This is a genomic window from Asinibacterium sp. OR53, assembly GCF_000515315.1.
Taxonomy (GTDB): Bacteria; Bacteroidota; Bacteroidia; order Chitinophagales; family Chitinophagaceae; genus Sediminibacterium.
The window spans coordinates 2,753,760-2,769,646 of sequence record NZ_KI911562.1 but is presented as its reverse complement, the minus strand read 5'-3'; the positions used below and the strand labels follow the sequence as shown (position 1 = coordinate 2,769,646).

Sequence of the window (15,887 nt, the reverse complement as noted above, 5' to 3'; positions counted from 1 at the left end):
ATTTTCTTACAATAATGCATGTATGTAATACTTTAGGGTTGTTCTACTTTATTGACTTTATTCTTCTCCTGCTGCACCTGTATCAGTTTTTGCTGTGCTTCTGTTTTCAACTCGGTGATCGTAGCATTCTCAACGATACTCTTAAAAGTGGCTTCGGCATTGAACCAGTCTTTTTCTTTGGTATAGATATCACCCAGCAGTATGTAGCTTTTGGTAACCCAGTATTCATAAGAACCCAGTTTCTTGATCACTTCAAAAGCTCCTTTTTCCGCCTCGGGTAATTTGTTCTCTGCGAACAGTATTTCTGCAGAACGGTATTGCGCTTCAGCGCTCCATTCAGATTTACCGGCAGCCACTACTTGTTTGTATGCAGCCAGCGCCAGATCGGGCTCATTGTTCAATTGGTGATTTTTCGCAACCACCATATTGGCCATCATCCTGTCGTCTGTAGCAATGCCTTTTTCCTGCAACAACTCCTGCGCGTTGGGCGCCGCTTCTTTCCATTTCTGTGCTTTGAACTGGCAACGCAGGAGGCCACGCATGGCTTCCAGTTTGTTTTCCTGTTGCCTGGCCAGCTCTTTCAGTTGGGTGAAATATTTTTCTGCAGCAGCATAATCTTTCAAATCGAAATAATAAATGCGTGCCGCCTGCAACAGGCTTCTTTCGGCATACTGGCTCTGTCCTTTGGCAGCAACTGCTGTATAATAAGGAAGCGCTTTGTTGTAGTCTTTAGCAGCGATGTACAATTCTGCGGTGAAATAATTGACTTCTATATTGTAACGGCCATCGGGGAATTTAGAGAGGTAATCGGCAAACCCTGCTTTGGCTCCTGCCACATCCTTTGCTTCATACCGCATCATGGCAGAACGGAAAGTGAGTGAATCTTCTTCGTTGTAAGTTACCGGTTTCCCCTGTTGACGCATGAAAGCCACAAAATCGCCTGGTTTTTGATTGGCTACAAAAATATTCCGGATATATTCCACTGCATCACTGCTTTCCTGTGTATTGGGATAATAAGCTACCAATTTCTTGAACTGCTCCAACGATTCGGCGTTCTTATCCAGGTTGAAATACGCAATACCCATTTTCAAATAAGCCTGCGGATGCAGAGATGTGGCTTTGTTGTTATCCAGCACCAGTTTCAACGGCGCCAGTGCAGCCTGGAAATTTTCATCGGCCATATAGGTATTGGCAATCTCCATATTGGCCTCGGCTGTGTAAGCAGAACCGGGGAACTGGCGTTCCAGCGATTGCAGCAAACCTACTTTCTCTGTGTTCTTGCTCGAAGCGCCTGCTATGACTGCTTTTTGCAGCAGTGCATAATCCGCACCCGGCAAACGCTGACTGAGCACCTGTTCGTACATACGCAAAGCCTGTTTGTAATTACGGGTCATGAAATAACAATCGGCCGCTCGCAAATAAGCATCCTGCTCAATGGCAGAGGATGCACTGGAAACATAGCTTCCTGCCACCTGCTCAAAATGCCCGCGGGCCGCTTCGTAATTCTCTGTTTTCAGTTCACTGTAGGCCAGGCTGTAACGCGCATTGGTGGGATTCACTTCTCCGTTAACCAGGGGATTGCGCAGGTAATTGCTCAGGTAACCGATCGCAGCGCCCGGATCGCCTTTGCGGTAAGCGATCTCTCCTTTCCAGAAATAGGTATAGGGAAGTTGCTGGTTGTTATAGGGCGACTGTATGATCCGCGTAAGCAATTCATCTGCCTTGGTGATCTGCTGGTCATTGATCAGTTCTACCGAACGGCCATACAACAAACGCGGGTACAGCTTCACCGTATTTTCACTTTGTCCCGTAAGACTTTCATACAGGCTCAACGCATCTTTATAATTGCTGGTATTGGCCAATGTGCTTACCAACAATTCTTTGGCTTCCTGGGAAAATTTTGATTGAGGGTGATCCGTGAGGAAAGACCGGAAACCTTTCAACGCTACATCCATATAACCCAGGTCGTAAGACAGTTTCGCATAGTTGAACTGCGATACTTCTTTCTGCACCGCATTGCTGTTATTGGAAGCGCAGAAAAGGAAAGCATTACGCGCATTCGGTTTGTCGTTTGTCTTCAGGTAAGCATCGCCCAGCAGGTACATGCTGTTCTGCGCCAGTGAGTCCTCTCCTCCTCCCAACTGTTTGAATCCATCGATGGATTTTGGCCAGTTACCGGCTTCATAATAACAATAGGATAATTCATAAAGATCCTCGCGCCTTACTTTGTCTTTTTTAGATACATACTGCTCCAGGTAAGGCAGTGCACGCGCATACTGTTTCTTTTCAAAGAGGATATGTCCAACCAATTGCCTCAATTGCAGGTCATAATATTGGCCGGGCTTCGACAACATTTGCTCTCCATATTCCAGGGCCTTGTCTCTTTCTCCGTTGAAATAATAGATCTCGGCAATATAAAAGGGAACGATGTTCTGGTATGCAGGCGATTGCTGTGCTATGCGAAAACATTCCAGCGCCTGCGAATAATTCTTCTCACTAAAAACGATGAAGCCATAATAATAGTTGGCATCAACATAATTAGGATCTTTCGGCAACTGGCGGATAGCATTGAACAAGGGTTTGGCCTTATCGAACTGCTGCATGCTGAAATAGGCATACCCCTGGTGAAATTTCATGTTGGCAATTTCACTGTTGCTCAGGTTGGCTATATTAGCTTGCTGGTAATATTCCTGTGCTTTACCCAGGTTTTTGGTACGGTAATAATATTCGGCAAGATGATAGTTCATCATCTGCACATGCGGTACATCGTGTTCCAATTCTGAGAAAGCCACAGCCATGGGTTCGGCTGTTTCATCGTTCAGTTGTAATCCGCAGATGATATAATAATATTTGGCTTCCAACTGTACCGACATAGGCAGGTTGGTTTTACCGATGCCGTTGCTGTATATTTTTTTGAACACGGGATAAGCCAGGCTGAATTGTTCCTTTTGGTACAATTCCTTGGCCGATTTGAATTCGGCATCCGGATCTTGTAAAACCTGCGTGGTTTGTGCATGAACCCATGGTCCTACACTGCAGCCAACGACAAGTAAACCAATCTTGAGAAGTTTATTCATAGCAAATGGGGTGTGCTTTAAGCTGAAACCTGTTTTAAAGGTAGCACGAGCTTTGCTTTAGCAAACATCATTCCATGATTTGTGGAAAAACAGATAGTTCCCGTAAGTTTGTCAACAAATCAGGATAACCCTATGTACGAACACATCAGCCAGGTAAGGGTACGTTATGCAGAGACCGATCAGATGGACATTGTATATTATGGCAATTACGCCCAGTACTTCGAAGTAGGCCGTACAGAAAGCATTCGCGATCTGGGTTTTACATACAAAGAAATGGAAGCAATGGGTGTTCGTATGCCCGTGGTGGAATTGAAAGCGCGCTACCTGCGGCCGGCCCATTACGACGATCTCATTACCATCAAGACCATACTGAAAGAATTACCCCAGGGGCATTCCATCACTTTTTTTAACGAAGTATATAACGAAAAAAACAAACTACTCACCACCGGTGAGGTAACGCTGTATTTCATCAATATTGAAACAGGTAAACGCACCGTGATACCCCACGAACTCCAGTCAAAGCTGGCGGTTTATTTTCCCGAAGATGGTTTGATCCTGTAACCGACAATAAGCTTGATGATGGGCTGGTCGGAAGCGCTGGTCAGCCCCCATCCATACCCGATATTAAATTCCCAGTCGGGCGATATATTCAGATCGGTAACAGCGAATAACTGGTGTTGCTGCTGCGAATAGGGATCGAAACGAAACAGGTTACCCAAAGAACCATAATATTCCATTCCCACCGCGGCTACTTTTAACAGGTCATAACTGGCTTTGAAATTGGGTGAGAAAATAAATCCCTTATTGCTGTTGAGGCCATGGAGCGACTTTTCGAAAGTGGGATTGAAAGAGAGATAAGTCTTCCCTATTTTCTTGTCTACGATGGGCCTGATCTCCCAGCTCCAGTCGTCTTCACTGTATTCCGGTTTCTGATAACCTACCTCCATTGAAAGGCTGGCCCCCAATGGCCAACCCCAGCTATCCGGTACCCTTACCCTCGGCCGTATATGGCTGCCTACATAACTGGTTCTGTTATCTGAACCGATGGCATTGAACAGGTAAAACCCCACTTCTAACCAGGGCGTAAACCCATGGGTAATTTCAATGGTTTCATGCAAGATATGGTGCGTGGGGAGCACACCGTTCTCCACCAGTTTGGTGCCGCCGAAAATATAATTGCTGTGCAGCTCAACCATGGTAGTGCGATGCTTCACCGTTTCCGACCCATATACCTGTATTTCATAATTGTCCTGCGCCTGGCTCAGTAGTCCATTCAACAAACAATACAAAAACACCACCCGTCTTTTCCAATACATCCTGATTCAAATTTTATTTTAATTCGTCTAATACAACAAACATTTTCTTAACGATATCGTTAGTAGAGCCGCTGTAATTATTGATCAGCAGTGCTACAGTATAAGTTGTACCGTCTTTCGCTTTATGATACCCGGCAAATCCTTTAACCGCTCCAATGGTTCCGCTTTTCAGCTTCATGTTATTATATATAGGTAATGCATCATAATAATAAGAGAACCAAGGCCTTGTACGAGCATATTGTAATACTTTCACCAACGCATCTACGGTAATATGATTTTGGGGAGAAAGACCACTTCCATCGATCATACGCAGGGCTGTTGGGTCGATACCCCGTTCTTTCCAAAACTGCTTAACGATCTCCAATCCTTTTTCCGTGGAGCCGAACCCTGTTTTTTCGTAAGCGATGGTTTTGAGCAATGTTTCGCCATAAAAGTTGATGCTCTTTTTCATAAACCAATAGTTGATGCTGTCGAGCGTGGGCGACAGATAGGTGTAAAGTGATTGGTAGTTGGCGGTATCAACCCCTTCCGTAGTATAATTGAATGAAGTGGGTTTCATACCAGCCTTAGCAAGTCCTTGCGCGAAAGCCGACAATAATTGCATAGGCGGATCGGGCATGGAGGCTGCCACTACGAAAGCCTGCTCACCCGCCGGGATCGTTCCGCGCAGGTATCCGCGGTTACTCAAAGGGGAAGTGTATACAATGGAATTATCCCCTGAACTTTTATCCGCAGCCGTGAGCTCACTGACGAGCTGTACATGATACAATTCGGGGTCTGATTTTACAATATATACAGAATCACCAATTTGTGACCCAGAATTCAATATAATATCAAATTGGTTTTCATGCCAATTCAATGCCGATGTACCAGCGCCATAGTAATTGCCGATATCATCCCAGGGCCATCCACCCGGCACCGTACTGGTTTCCCATTTCTGCGTATGCCCGATCAAAGCGCCTTTCAACTGGCGGATGCTCCTCGCCTGCAAAGTTTGCGTCAGCTGCCGCATGATGGCAGAATCCCGGGTATTCTTATAACGCCAGCTTCCCATGGTGGGATCGCCATAACCGGTAATGTGAATATTCCCTTTCAACTTGTTGTTACTCAGGTAGCCATCGTAGCCGATTTCAGTTTTATATTGGAAACCGGGGCCCAGTAATTCCATCGCAGTAGCACTGGTAATGGTCTTCTGGCAGCTGGCAGGAGCAAGCCCGGTCTCCGGATTCAGTTCAAACACTAATTCGCCCGTCTCACTATTCACCACTTTCATACCCATTATGGCGTGTTTCATTTGCGGGTCGGCCAGCAAAGCAGTGGTTGCAGTTTCCAGTTTTGTTTTAACAGATTGAGCGTGCAAGGCCATCATACATAATGAACAGACCGTTCCTGCTAAAAGCTTTTTCATTACATCTCTCATGATCCAATTGATTATCCTGTTACCTTGTGCCAAATTTCAGCAGGGCTAATTTATGGAAAAAGTTTTTGCCTCAATTATTACGATTGGCGATGAGTTACTGATAGGACAGGTTGTGGATACCAACAGTGCCTGGATAGCACAGGAATTAAATAAAGCAGGGATCATGATTCGCAACAGGGTGGCGGTTGGCGATGTGCGGGATGATATCTGGAAAGCATTGGATGAAGAAAGTGAAAAGGCGCCCCTGGTGCTGATCACAGGCGGACTCGGCCCTACTGCCGATGATATTACCAAGCCGCTGCTCTGTGATTACTTTGGAGGCAGGATGATCCTGCATGAGCCCACCTTATTGCATGTACAGGATTTGTTCGAGCGCGTTTTTAAAAGACCAATCACAGAGCGAAACCGCAAACAGGCAGAAGTACCCGATGTTTGCACGGTGTTGCGGAATGCTTTGGGTACAGCGCCCGGCATGTTGTTCAAAAAAGGAAATACCCGCTTTATTTCCATGCCCGGCGTACCCCAGGAAATGAAATGGATCATGGAACACCAGGTGATCCCACAATTATCTTCCTGGTACCAAACCGGCCATATTGAACACAGAACTTTACTTACGGCAGGGATCGGCGAATCATCCCTGGCCGATATGATCAAAGACATTGAAGAAGCACTGCCAGCGCATATTAAACTGGCTTATCTCCCCAATTATGGCATGGTACGGCTTCGCTTGACGGCATTTGGCAAGGATCAACAACTATTGCAAAAAGAGATCGATCATCATTTTAACTTATTGGTTACAGCAGTAAAAGATTACCTGGTGATCGATGATGATATTCCACTGGAATTGGTGGTGGGACATCTCCTCAAAGAAAGGGGAAAAACATTGACCACCGCCGAGAGTTGCACCGGCGGTTATATTGCCCATAAGCTTACCTCCCATGCCGGTTCGTCGGCTTATTTTATGGGAAGTGTGGTGAGTTATGATAACAGCATCAAACAACGGGTATTGGATGTAAAGGCTGCTACACTCGAAAGCAAGGGAGCCGTAAGTGAAGAGACTGTTCGTGAAATGGTCCAGGGTATTTTGCAGGTAATGCAGACTGATTATGCTATTGCCGTGAGCGGCATCATGGGGCCTGATGGCGGCAGCAAGGAAAAACCCGTAGGTATGGTGTGGATCGCTGTGGGCGACCACTCTGAAACCATTGCCCGGCAATTCCATTTCCGGTTCGACCGGATGCGTAATATTGAATTAACGGCTATCAATGCCCTGAACCTTTTACGCCAGTTCATCCTGCAAAAGAGTTGATTAAATATCGCACCCGAACCATTATTTTTGTTGAGGTATAAGCACTTGTGCATACCTGTTTTTCGAGTCAGGAAAAGTTTTGGCCAATGATTATCCGATTTGTTTTAACATTGCGCAAAACTAACACTTGATCGTTTTTTTTAGACCATTAAAAACAGTACGATAGTATGGCAATAGCGGAACTGGTGATGCCCAAACTGGGCGAAAGCATCATGGAAGCCACCATTCTCAAATGGCATAAACAGGTGGGTGACCGTGTGCAGTTGGATGAAACGGTACTTGAGATTGCTACCGATAAAGTAGACAGTGAAGTGCCTTCCACCGTTGAAGGGGTTATTACCGAATTGCTGTTCCAGGTGAATGAAGTAGTACCCATCGGCACTGTTATTGCTAAAATTGAAACCGGTGTTGCAGAAGCGCCTGCTAACCATGAGCCTGTTTTTGCACCTACAGTCGAGCGCCAGGAAGCCATAGCGCCTGCGCCAACAGAGCAACCTGCGAAGCAGGAAGCACCGGTTGCGGAACTGACCGCCGAAGAAGTACCCTATGTACCCAATGCCGTAGAAATACCCAGTAAACCTTCCGGCGCCCGTTTCTATTCCCCGCTGGTGTTGAATATTGCCAACAGTGAAGGCATCAGCCTGAGCGAACTGGAACGTGTACAGGGTAGCGGCAACGAAGGAAGGGTTACCAAGAAAGATATCCTGCAATACATACAGCATAAAAAAGAAGGACATATTCCTGTTTACACAGCGCTGCAAACAACCACCACTGTACCTGTACAAACTGCCATCACACCAGCTCCAAGTGTACCAGCGGTAGCTATTAGCTATTCCGGCAGGGTGGCCGACCCATCTCAGGTAGTACTCAGTGGCAGTACCGAGATCATGGAGATGGACAGGATGCGCAGGCTGATTGCCAAACACATGGTTGACAGCAAGCATACCAGTCCGCACGTGACCAGCTTTGCCGAAGCCGATGTAACCAATATGGTAATGTGGCGCGAGCGCGTGAAGAAAGATTTCGAGCAAAGAGAAGGTACCAAACTCACTTTCACTCCCATGTTCATAGAGTGCGTTGTAAACGTTATCAAACGTTTCCCGCTGGTGAATTGTTCGCTCGAAGGCGATAAGATCATCATCAAGAAAGATATCAATATTGGCATGGCTACCGCACTGCCCAGCGGCAACCTGATCGTACCTGTGATCAAAGGGGCCGATCAATTAAATGTAGTAGGATTGAGTAAAGCCGTAAATAACCTGGCCGATGCGGCGCGCAATAACCGGCTCAAGCCCGATGATACCAATGGCGGTACTTTCACACTCACCAACGTAGGTACTTTCGGCAGTCTCATGGGCACACCTATTATCAACCAGCCGCAGGTAGCCATACTGGCCGTTGGCGCCATCAAAAAACGTCCTATGGTTATTGAGTCGCCCAATGGCGATACTATTGGCATCAGGCACATGATGTACCTCTCACTCAGCTATGACCACCGCATTGTAGATGGCAGCATTGGCGCCAGCTTCCTAACAGAAGTGGCTAAAGAGTTTGAGAAATGGGATGTCAATAAGCAATGGTTCCATTATATATAGTTGTTAGATGCTAGTTGTTAGAAAAGGAGTTATATCACTCAACTCTAACAACTAACAACTCACCACTTAACAGCTCCCTTCATATCAAAAGATTGCAAACCCGTTTGATTTTCACATAGTGTTAGTAAACAATTCAGGTATTCATGCATCCTATTGGTAAATTCAGTAACCAAATGAATGGATATGAAAACCTTATCACAAACCTGGTTTGCCGATGGGTACATCGATTTTGAGCTGAAAAAATACACGCTGCTGGCTTATTTACAGGAGATCAACAGTTATTTCAACCAGAACAAGCTCTATCCGCAACTGGCCGACCTCATCTTCCACTTTAATAACCTGGTAGCTTTCCGGGAAAACAAGAAATACCTGCAGGAGCAGTTTCCCAAGAAGCTGACCGGCATTCAGATCGAAAAATTACAGCTACTGTATGAATCGCTGGTACAGGACGATGAATTGATGCAGGAACTGGAAGATATTATCAATTATGCTTCTTCCAACATGAAACGTACCATTACCAGCGCCACACAGATTTATGAATTTGTAGAAAGCACCCTTACCATCGAGCCCATCGGTATTATGCCGCTGGATCATACAGAAGGATATTTCATGCTTTGTGAAGGAGCTTGTAAGAATACCTGGGTGTACCAGTACCGGCTCAGTATTTTTGAAAAGCATGATGAGAAATACCGCAGCATCAAGACCGAGTTCGTGGATGTATGGCAGCGGAACTTCGTCAACTCTTACCAAAGTATCAAAGCACAATTGATCAGGAACAGATCGGACTTCCCCAACCCTGCTGTGTACTCGGTAGAAACTGCGCTCACCATTCCAATGGAAGAGACATTGTTGCCTATTGCAAAACGGAGCCTGGTGAAGTTTATTTCACTTGAAGAATAAAGGTTAGTTGAATCCCCAATCCCTTCCTTTCATGACTGCAGGAACACCTTCGCTGATCCACTTAGCAGGTTTTTCTCCTTTGAGGAGATAATCGAAAAATTGCTGTTCGCGTACCTGTATGTCTTTGCGGTTCTTTCTTTCGATGAGGTTATGGGCTTCATTGTTGTAATTCAGCATCCACACTTTCTTACCTAAACGTCGCATGCCCGTGTACATTTCAATACCCTGGTACCAGGGTACAGCATCATCGGCATCATTGGCCATGATCACCAGTGGTGTGGTTACTTTGGGCAAAGAGAACAGCGCTGAATTCTGTAAATAGCGTTCGGGCTTCTCCCATAAAGTAGCGCCAATACGACTCTGTGTTTTTTCATACTGGAATTGCCTGTTGAGTCCTGTTCCCCAGCGAATGCCACCATAAGCACTGGTCATGTTGGCTACCGGCGCACCGGCCCAGGCGGCTGCGTATAAATTGGTTTTGGTAATCAGGTACACGATCTGGTATCCGCCCCAGCTTTGTCCCTGCAAGCCGATGCGCGTGCTGTCAACAAATCCCTGTTTTACCACAGCCCTTGTTCCGCTTACAATATAATCGTAAGCGCTTTGCCCGGGATACCCTACTTTGTACCAGATATCGGGCACGAATACAATATAACCGCGGCTGACAAAGAATGAGATATTCAATCGTGAAGGTGTAGGCGCCGGTGCAATATAATTGTTCAGTGTGTTGTTGTTCCGCTCATAGAAATATACGATCATAGGATATTTCTTGTGCGGATCAAACCCTTCGGGTTTATACAACACCCCCTCTGTTTCTTTTCCTGTATAAGCTTTCCATTTGAACAGTTCGGCTGTTCCCCAGTTATAATCTGCCTGTTGGCGGTTGATGTTGGATAACCTGTTCGCAGTAGTTGCCTGCAAAGATTGCACATAAAGGTTCGGCGATTCGGTGTATGATTCTTTGGTGTAACTGATTACCGCTGCGTTTTTTGCTTTCTGGATAACCAGGCCCAGGTTCTTCGGTTCCTTAAACAGCACTGTTGGTTCCTGCTGTTTGGCCAGATTGAGCAGGGCAATACCACTGCTTTTATCTTTTTCATCATAAAGGCGCAGCAGCAGTTGCTGCGAGTCTTTGATAAAGTGTTCGTCGGGGTCCGTATTCACATAACGCAATTGTATTTTGTCTTTCCGGCCATTGGTCAGGCGAATCGATTTTTCTTTTCCTTCTGCGTCTACCTTCCAGATATCATATCGATCGTACAGCAACACATACCGGCCGTTCTCCATCCATTTTACCACTCCATAGGCATTGGGGTCGTCGGGCACATCATTGTCTTCGTCGTATAATTTGGTAGTGATATCAGCAGCAACGGGATGGAGTTGCCCGCTTACAGCGCCGTACACATAATAATGCTGTTTGCGCTCATCGAAGAAAAGCAGGTATTTACCGGAATACGAAGGATACAATGCAGCTCCTTTCAGGTCTTTCCTAATGAGCGTAACCGCACCGCTCTCCGGACTGATGCGATATACATCGTTCAAACTAAAACCTTGCCATTGTGTGGCAATGCGTTTCCCATTATCTGCCGTTCCGTAGAACCATTGGCCATCGCCTTCTCCTGTTGACACCACCTGGCGCATTTTATCGGTAGCCAGTTGTATCACTTCTTTATTAGTCAGATCAAACCTTGCGAGATAATTGCGCTTCAGTTCGTTGTCGAGGTTTTTCAATTGCACCGGCTGGATATAATCATCTTTATAATGCCATATATCTACATTCACTCTTTCAAATTCGGGCAGGCTGGTATCTTTTGCCGGCAATATGGGAGCAGTTCCAAAGAAAAGCCGTGCTCCGTTTTTGCTGAAGCTGATATTACTGTTTTCACTCACCGTCCAGTTAGCAGGAATGCCTTTTGTTTTCCTGTCAGCCATTGCTATCGCACTATCGGCGCCGGTTTTGTAATAATATAACCGATAAAATTTCTGCAGGGCTTTACTACTGCTGTCACGCTCTGCTACAAAGGCAAGTTGATTGCCTGTTTCATCGAACTGATACCCTTTGGCATCATTGAAACCAACAAGAATGGTATGTTGTGTGCGCTGATCGAGGTTGAAGTATGTAATAGATGCTTTCTGTGAGGGGTCATTATTTTTCCGGGTGGTTTCCAACACCAGTGCATTGCCTTTCTTGTTAAAAAAATATTCACTTACCTGGTGGAATGTGCGTGTTTCCCCGGTAGCCAGGTTGGTGAGGATCAGGTCGGTACCCTCTTCGATGGGTTCATCCGGTACTTTAGTTGCCGCTGTATTACGCGGGGCTTTTACCTGTAACTCGCCCATTCCTTTTTCTTTGGCCGCATTGGCTTTGTTGCGCAGGCTATCTGCCGCATGAGCCAGGCTGTCGGCCATAGTAAGCATATTGTTGATACGAGTCAATGAATCAACTGGCAAAAGTCTGTTCGTCTCCGGCAATACTTTCTCCAGCAAGTAGGCCAACCATGTGCCTATTTCATCAGGCATTTTGAAACTCTTCACCCTGGCCGTCTTCGTAACGCGACCGGTAACCAGGTCTATGATGCCAAGGCTATCCTTAGGCATGTCTTCGGGCTTCTTCTTTTTAATGCGTGCGTCGCGGGTGTCTTTGAATGGAGGTTTAATGCGACAGATCACAAAGCGATTATCATTCGAAACAACTGCACTGTATCCCCGGGCTATTTCCTGCTTATAAGCACCATTCACAGCCTGGATCACCAGCACGCCATCGCCTTCCTGCGGGTTGATGGTATAAGCTACGTATTTCCCATCGTTGCTAATGGTTCTCTCGGTGATGGATTGCCATTGATCATACACCGTATGATCTAATGGCTTTTTCTGTGCATAAACGGTTACAGCACAAAGACAGGCAATAGACAGCAGTCGTTTTTTCATGTAGTCGGGGGTTGAAAGCCTCCGAAGATACTCAAACAATCTGCACCACAACTTTATGCACTTTGGAAATGTGATGAGTGGGTGAATGCAAAGAGCATCCCCGAAGAGATGCTCTTTGTTTTATTATATCCGGGAATTTTATTTGCCCAGTTTGGCTTTCAGGTTCTGGTCCAGCGCATCGAGGAATTCCTCGGTGTACAGGTAATGTTCGCCATGGTTCACTTTATTGCCATGGATACATACAGCGAGGTCTTTGGTCATCTTACCACTTTCCACTGTTTCTACGCATACCTGCTCCAGTGCCTGACAGAAATCGATCAGTTCCTGGTTACCATCCAGCTTACCACGGAATTCCAGTCCGCGTGTCCATGCAAAGATGGAAGCGATGGGGTTGGTAGAAGTAGGCTTCCCTTTCTGGTATTCGCGGTAGTGACGTGTTACGGTACCGTGTGCAGCTTCGGCTTCCATCACTTTACCATCGGGTGTTACCAGTGTAGAAGTCATCAGTCCCAGTGAACCGAAACCTTGTGCAACAGTATCACTTTGCACATCGCCATCGTAGTTCTTACAAGCCCATACGAAATTGCCATGCCATTTCAGTGCGCTCGCCACCATGTCATCGATCAGGCGGTGTTCGTAAGTGATACCGGCTGCATCGAAAGCAGCTTTGAATTCTTTCTGGTAAATGTCTTCAAAAATATCTTTGAAACGACCGTCGTATTTTTTAAGGATGGTGTTCTTGGTAGAAAGATAGAGGGGCCATTTTTTCATGAGGGCCTGGTTGAAGCAGGCGCGTGCAAATCCCTGGATGCTTTCATCGGTATTGTACATGGTGAGGGCTACGCCATCGCCTTTGAAATTGTACACTTCGAATTCCTGAACGGTTCCGTCTTCTCCTTCGAATTTAACGGTGAGCTTGCCTTTTCCTTTGGTTACGAAATCGGTGGCGCGGTACTGGTCGCCGAAAGCGTGACGGCCGATACAGATGGGGGCAGTCCAGTTAGGTACCAGCCTGGGCACATTGGAACAAACGATGGGCTCACGGAAAACGGTGCCATCGAGGATGTTACGGATGGTTCCGTTCGGGCTCTTCCACATTTGTTTCAGGTTGAATTCTTTCACACGGGCTTCATCGGGTGTGATGGTAGCACATTTGATACCAACACCATATTGCCTGATGGCATTGGCCGCATCTATCGTTACCTGGTCGTTTGTCTCATCACGGTATTCCACGCCAAGGTCATAGTATTTGATATCAACTTCAATATAGGGAAGTATCAGTTTTTCTTTGATGAATTTCCAGATGATCCTTGTCATCTCATCTCCATCCAGTTCCACGACCGGATTAGCTACTTTGATTTTTTGTGGCATGAACGATTGCTTTTATTGATTGTAAAACGGAGCAAATGTACATCAAATGAAGTTTCAAAATTTGGCTAAACATTCACGATTAATACCGGTATGGGCAGCGCGTGCCTTACGTCTTCAATGGTTTCCCCAAAGAGATAATCCTTGAGACCGCTGTGCCTGTGGGCGCCCATCACCAGCAGATCGGCCTTCGAATCCTTCACGATCCGGATGATCTCATTCACCCGGCTCCGGTAGCCCAATGCGGTCTCTACCTGGTAACCCATGTCGCGCAACTGGTGGGCATAGGCCTCCAGCCGGTTGCGGTCGCGGCGGGTCTCGTCGTCATCGCTGGCCGACCCCAGGTAGCTGGCCGACACACTTTCTACCACGTGCAATAAAATATAGTGGACCGATTTTTTGCCCTGGGTTACCGCATGGGCGATGAGCTTTTCATCGGCAATGGAAAAATCAAGCGATACAGCGATCCGTTCTGTGGGTTTTACTAACAGGTTGCGCAGGTTTACTACATCGCCGTGCATGGGAGGAATCTGGCGGCGGGCTTTGTATTTACGCACCAGTGGCTGGAAAGTCATGATGAGGAACAACCATGTAAACCCGGGTATCGCCAGTGTCAACAGTATCTTCCATATCCACAATCCGTCCGAATGAAACAATTGCGTTGTTTCTTCAGCAACGAGTTTTACGTTAAGGATCACCAGGATCAACGCTACCAGCCAGGCCAGTACCTTGATGCGCCAGGAAATGGCAAACTCTCCCATCGTTTCTTTATCACTCACGAAATGGATCAGCGGGATCACGGCAAAGCCCAGTTGCAGACTCAGTATCACCTGGCTCAATACCAACAGGTCGTCTACCTTTCCTTCACCATAAATCAATATCACTGCTACCGCGGGTATGATGGCAATGAGACGGGTAAGCAGTCTCCTGAGCCAGGGATTCAGCCGCAGGCGCAGGTATCCTTCCATCACAATCTGGCCCGCCAAAGTACCGGTAACAGTTGAGCTTTGTCCCGCTGCGATCAAAGCCACCGCAAACAACACCGGCGCCAGCCTCGTTCCCAATAAGGGTTGCAACAGGCGATGGGCATCTTCAATTCGTGCCACCTGCGTATTGCCGGTCTTGAAAAAAACAGCTGCTGCCAGCACCATGATAGCTGTGTTCACAAAAAAAGCGCTGTTCAATGCAATAAAACTGTCGATCAGGTTGTACCTGATGGCCCGCCAGATCCCCGGCTTATCATCACTGATCTTTCTTGTCTGTACCAGTGCCGAATGCAGGTACAGGTTATGCGGCATCACCGTGGCGCCAATGATACCTACTGAAATATAGAGTGCACCGTTGTCGAGTACAGAAGGCACAAGACCGTTTACTACTTCTCCCAGGTGAGGTTTGGCAAGAAACAATTCCACCAAAAAAGAACACCCGATTGTAGCTACCAATGCAATGATGAAGGCTTCCATTTTACGAATGCCGTAACGCTGCAACAAAAGAAAAAGAAAAGTGTCGAGCAGGGTAATAACGGTACCCCATATCAATGGCAAGCCTGTGAGGAGGTTGATACCAATGGCCATGCCCAGCACTTCGGCCAGGTCGGTAGCGGCAATGGCCAGTTCAGCCAGGATATACAGGCAGAAGTTGACCAATGGAGGATAAGTCTCGCGGTTGGCCTGTGCCAGGTCGCGACGGCGAACGATGCCCAGCCTGGCGCTGAGGCCCTGCAGGAGCAAAGCCATCAGGTTGCTCATCAGCAATACCCAAATCAGCTGGTAACCAAAGCGGGAACCTCCCTGCAAATCAGTAGCCCAGTTACCGGGATCCATATAACCCACACTTACCAGGTAAGCAGGCCCTATATAAGCCAATATGCGCTTCCACCCTTTGCGCGGGGTGGTAGTATCTACCGATTCATGCACTTCACTCAGCGACTGGTCTGCCTGCACCCTGTTCATTATGAGTCTAAATTAAACATTT

The 15,887-nt window shown here is 46.7% G+C and carries 11 protein-coding genes; 5 read left to right on the top strand and 6 right to left on the bottom strand.

What is annotated here, in order from left to right:
* Positions 1-32: 32 nt before the first annotated feature.
* Entirely contained in the window at positions 33-3,077 is a 3,045-nt protein-coding gene (locus SEDOR53_RS0112360) for a tetratricopeptide repeat protein (RefSeq protein ID WP_026770004.1), read from the bottom strand.
* Between the two features lie 132 nt (positions 3,078-3,209).
* Between SEDOR53_RS0112360 and SEDOR53_RS0112355 the strand changes: the two genes are divergently transcribed.
* On the top strand, positions 3,210-3,638 hold the full coding sequence (locus SEDOR53_RS0112355) for a thioesterase family protein (RefSeq protein ID WP_026770003.1): 429 nt from the start codon (positions 3,210-3,212) through the stop codon (positions 3,636-3,638).
* Here the strand turns inward: SEDOR53_RS0112355 and SEDOR53_RS19505 are convergent.
* Positions 3,608-4,024, bottom strand: a complete 417-nt coding sequence (locus SEDOR53_RS19505; protein ID WP_157576803.1) for a hypothetical protein — start codon at positions 4,022-4,024, stop codon at positions 3,608-3,610. The two genes, SEDOR53_RS0112355 and SEDOR53_RS19505, sit on opposite strands and share 31 nt — an antisense overlap.
* Positions 4,025-4,041: 17 nt before the next feature.
* Here SEDOR53_RS19505 and cas5 point away from each other — a divergent pair, with 17 nt between their 5' ends.
* Positions 4,042-4,131: a CRISPR-associated protein Cas5 gene (gene cas5, locus SEDOR53_RS19500; protein WP_369751319.1), complete on the top strand. Its 90-nt coding sequence runs from the start codon at positions 4,042-4,044 to the stop codon at positions 4,129-4,131.
* 275 nt (positions 4,132-4,406) lie between these two features.
* Here cas5 and dacB read toward each other — a convergent pair whose 3' ends face one another.
* A complete protein-coding gene (gene dacB / locus SEDOR53_RS0112345; RefSeq protein ID WP_157576799.1) occupies positions 4,407-5,813 on the bottom strand; it encodes a D-alanyl-D-alanine carboxypeptidase/D-alanyl-D-alanine-endopeptidase in 1,407 nt (468 codons plus the stop codon).
* Between the two features lie 52 nt (positions 5,814-5,865).
* On the opposite strand from dacB, the gene SEDOR53_RS0112340 reads away from it, so the two are divergent.
* The 3 genes from SEDOR53_RS0112340 (at position 5,866) to SEDOR53_RS0112330 (ending at position 9,617) form a co-directional block, all read left to right on the top strand.
* Positions 5,866-7,122 (top strand): competence/damage-inducible protein A, encoded by a 1,257-nt coding sequence (locus SEDOR53_RS0112340; RefSeq protein ID WP_026770000.1) that lies wholly within the window; start codon positions 5,866-5,868, stop codon positions 7,120-7,122.
* 167 nt (positions 7,123-7,289) lie between these two features.
* A complete protein-coding gene (locus SEDOR53_RS0112335; protein WP_026769999.1) occupies positions 7,290-8,717 on the top strand; it encodes a dihydrolipoamide acetyltransferase family protein in 1,428 nt (475 codons plus the stop codon).
* Between the two features lie 183 nt (positions 8,718-8,900).
* Positions 8,901-9,617 (top strand): hypothetical protein, encoded by a 717-nt coding sequence (locus SEDOR53_RS0112330; RefSeq protein ID WP_026769998.1) that lies wholly within the window; start codon positions 8,901-8,903, stop codon positions 9,615-9,617.
* 3 nt (positions 9,618-9,620) lie between these two features.
* Here SEDOR53_RS0112330 and SEDOR53_RS0112325 read toward each other — a convergent pair whose 3' ends face one another.
* From SEDOR53_RS0112325 to SEDOR53_RS0112315, 3 genes are all read right to left on the bottom strand, one after another.
* Entirely contained in the window at positions 9,621-12,545 is a 2,925-nt protein-coding gene (locus SEDOR53_RS0112325) for a prolyl oligopeptidase family serine peptidase (RefSeq protein ID WP_026769997.1), read from the bottom strand.
* Positions 12,546-12,683: 138 nt separating this feature from the next.
* On the bottom strand, positions 12,684-13,916 hold the full coding sequence (locus tag SEDOR53_RS0112320) for an NADP-dependent isocitrate dehydrogenase (protein WP_026769996.1): 1,233 nt from the start codon (positions 13,914-13,916) through the stop codon (positions 12,684-12,686).
* Positions 13,917-13,981: 65 nt separating this feature from the next.
* Positions 13,982-15,865 carry an Nramp family divalent metal transporter gene (locus SEDOR53_RS0112315; protein ID WP_026769995.1) on the bottom strand — a complete coding sequence of 628 codons (1,884 nt, stop codon included), beginning with the start codon at positions 15,863-15,865 and terminating at the stop codon, positions 13,982-13,984.
* Positions 15,866-15,887: the final 22 nt, after the last annotated feature.

Excerpts from the sequence above, each read along its gene's own strand:
- SEDOR53_RS19505 (WP_157576803.1), bottom strand. The coding sequence starts at position 4,024 with ATGGAGGTAGGTTATCAGAAACCGGAATACAGTGAAGACGACTGGAGC.
- SEDOR53_RS0112340 (WP_026770000.1), top strand. The coding sequence starts at position 5,866 with ATGGAAAAAGTTTTTGCCTCAATTATTACGATTGGCGATGAGTTACTG.
- SEDOR53_RS0112325 (WP_026769997.1), bottom strand. The coding sequence starts at position 12,545 with ATGAAAAAACGACTGCTGTCTATTGCCTGTCTTTGTGCTGTAACCGTT.
- dacB (WP_157576799.1), bottom strand. The coding sequence starts at position 5,813 with ATGAGAGATGTAATGAAAAAGCTTTTAGCAGGAACGGTCTGTTCATTA.
- SEDOR53_RS0112320 (WP_026769996.1), bottom strand. The coding sequence starts at position 13,916 with ATGCCACAAAAAATCAAAGTAGCTAATCCGGTCGTGGAACTGGATGGA.
- SEDOR53_RS0112335 (WP_026769999.1), top strand. The coding sequence starts at position 7,290 with ATGGCAATAGCGGAACTGGTGATGCCCAAACTGGGCGAAAGCATCATG.
- SEDOR53_RS0112360 (WP_026770004.1), bottom strand. The coding sequence starts at position 3,077 with ATGAATAAACTTCTCAAGATTGGTTTACTTGTCGTTGGCTGCAGTGTA.
- SEDOR53_RS0112330 (WP_026769998.1), top strand. The coding sequence starts at position 8,901 with ATGAAAACCTTATCACAAACCTGGTTTGCCGATGGGTACATCGATTTT.
- SEDOR53_RS0112315 (WP_026769995.1), bottom strand. The coding sequence starts at position 15,865 with ATGAACAGGGTGCAGGCAGACCAGTCGCTGAGTGAAGTGCATGAATCG.
- SEDOR53_RS0112355 (WP_026770003.1), top strand. The coding sequence starts at position 3,210 with ATGTACGAACACATCAGCCAGGTAAGGGTACGTTATGCAGAGACCGAT.
- cas5 (WP_369751319.1), top strand. The coding sequence starts at position 4,042 with ATGGCCAACCCCAGCTATCCGGTACCCTTACCCTCGGCCGTATATGGC.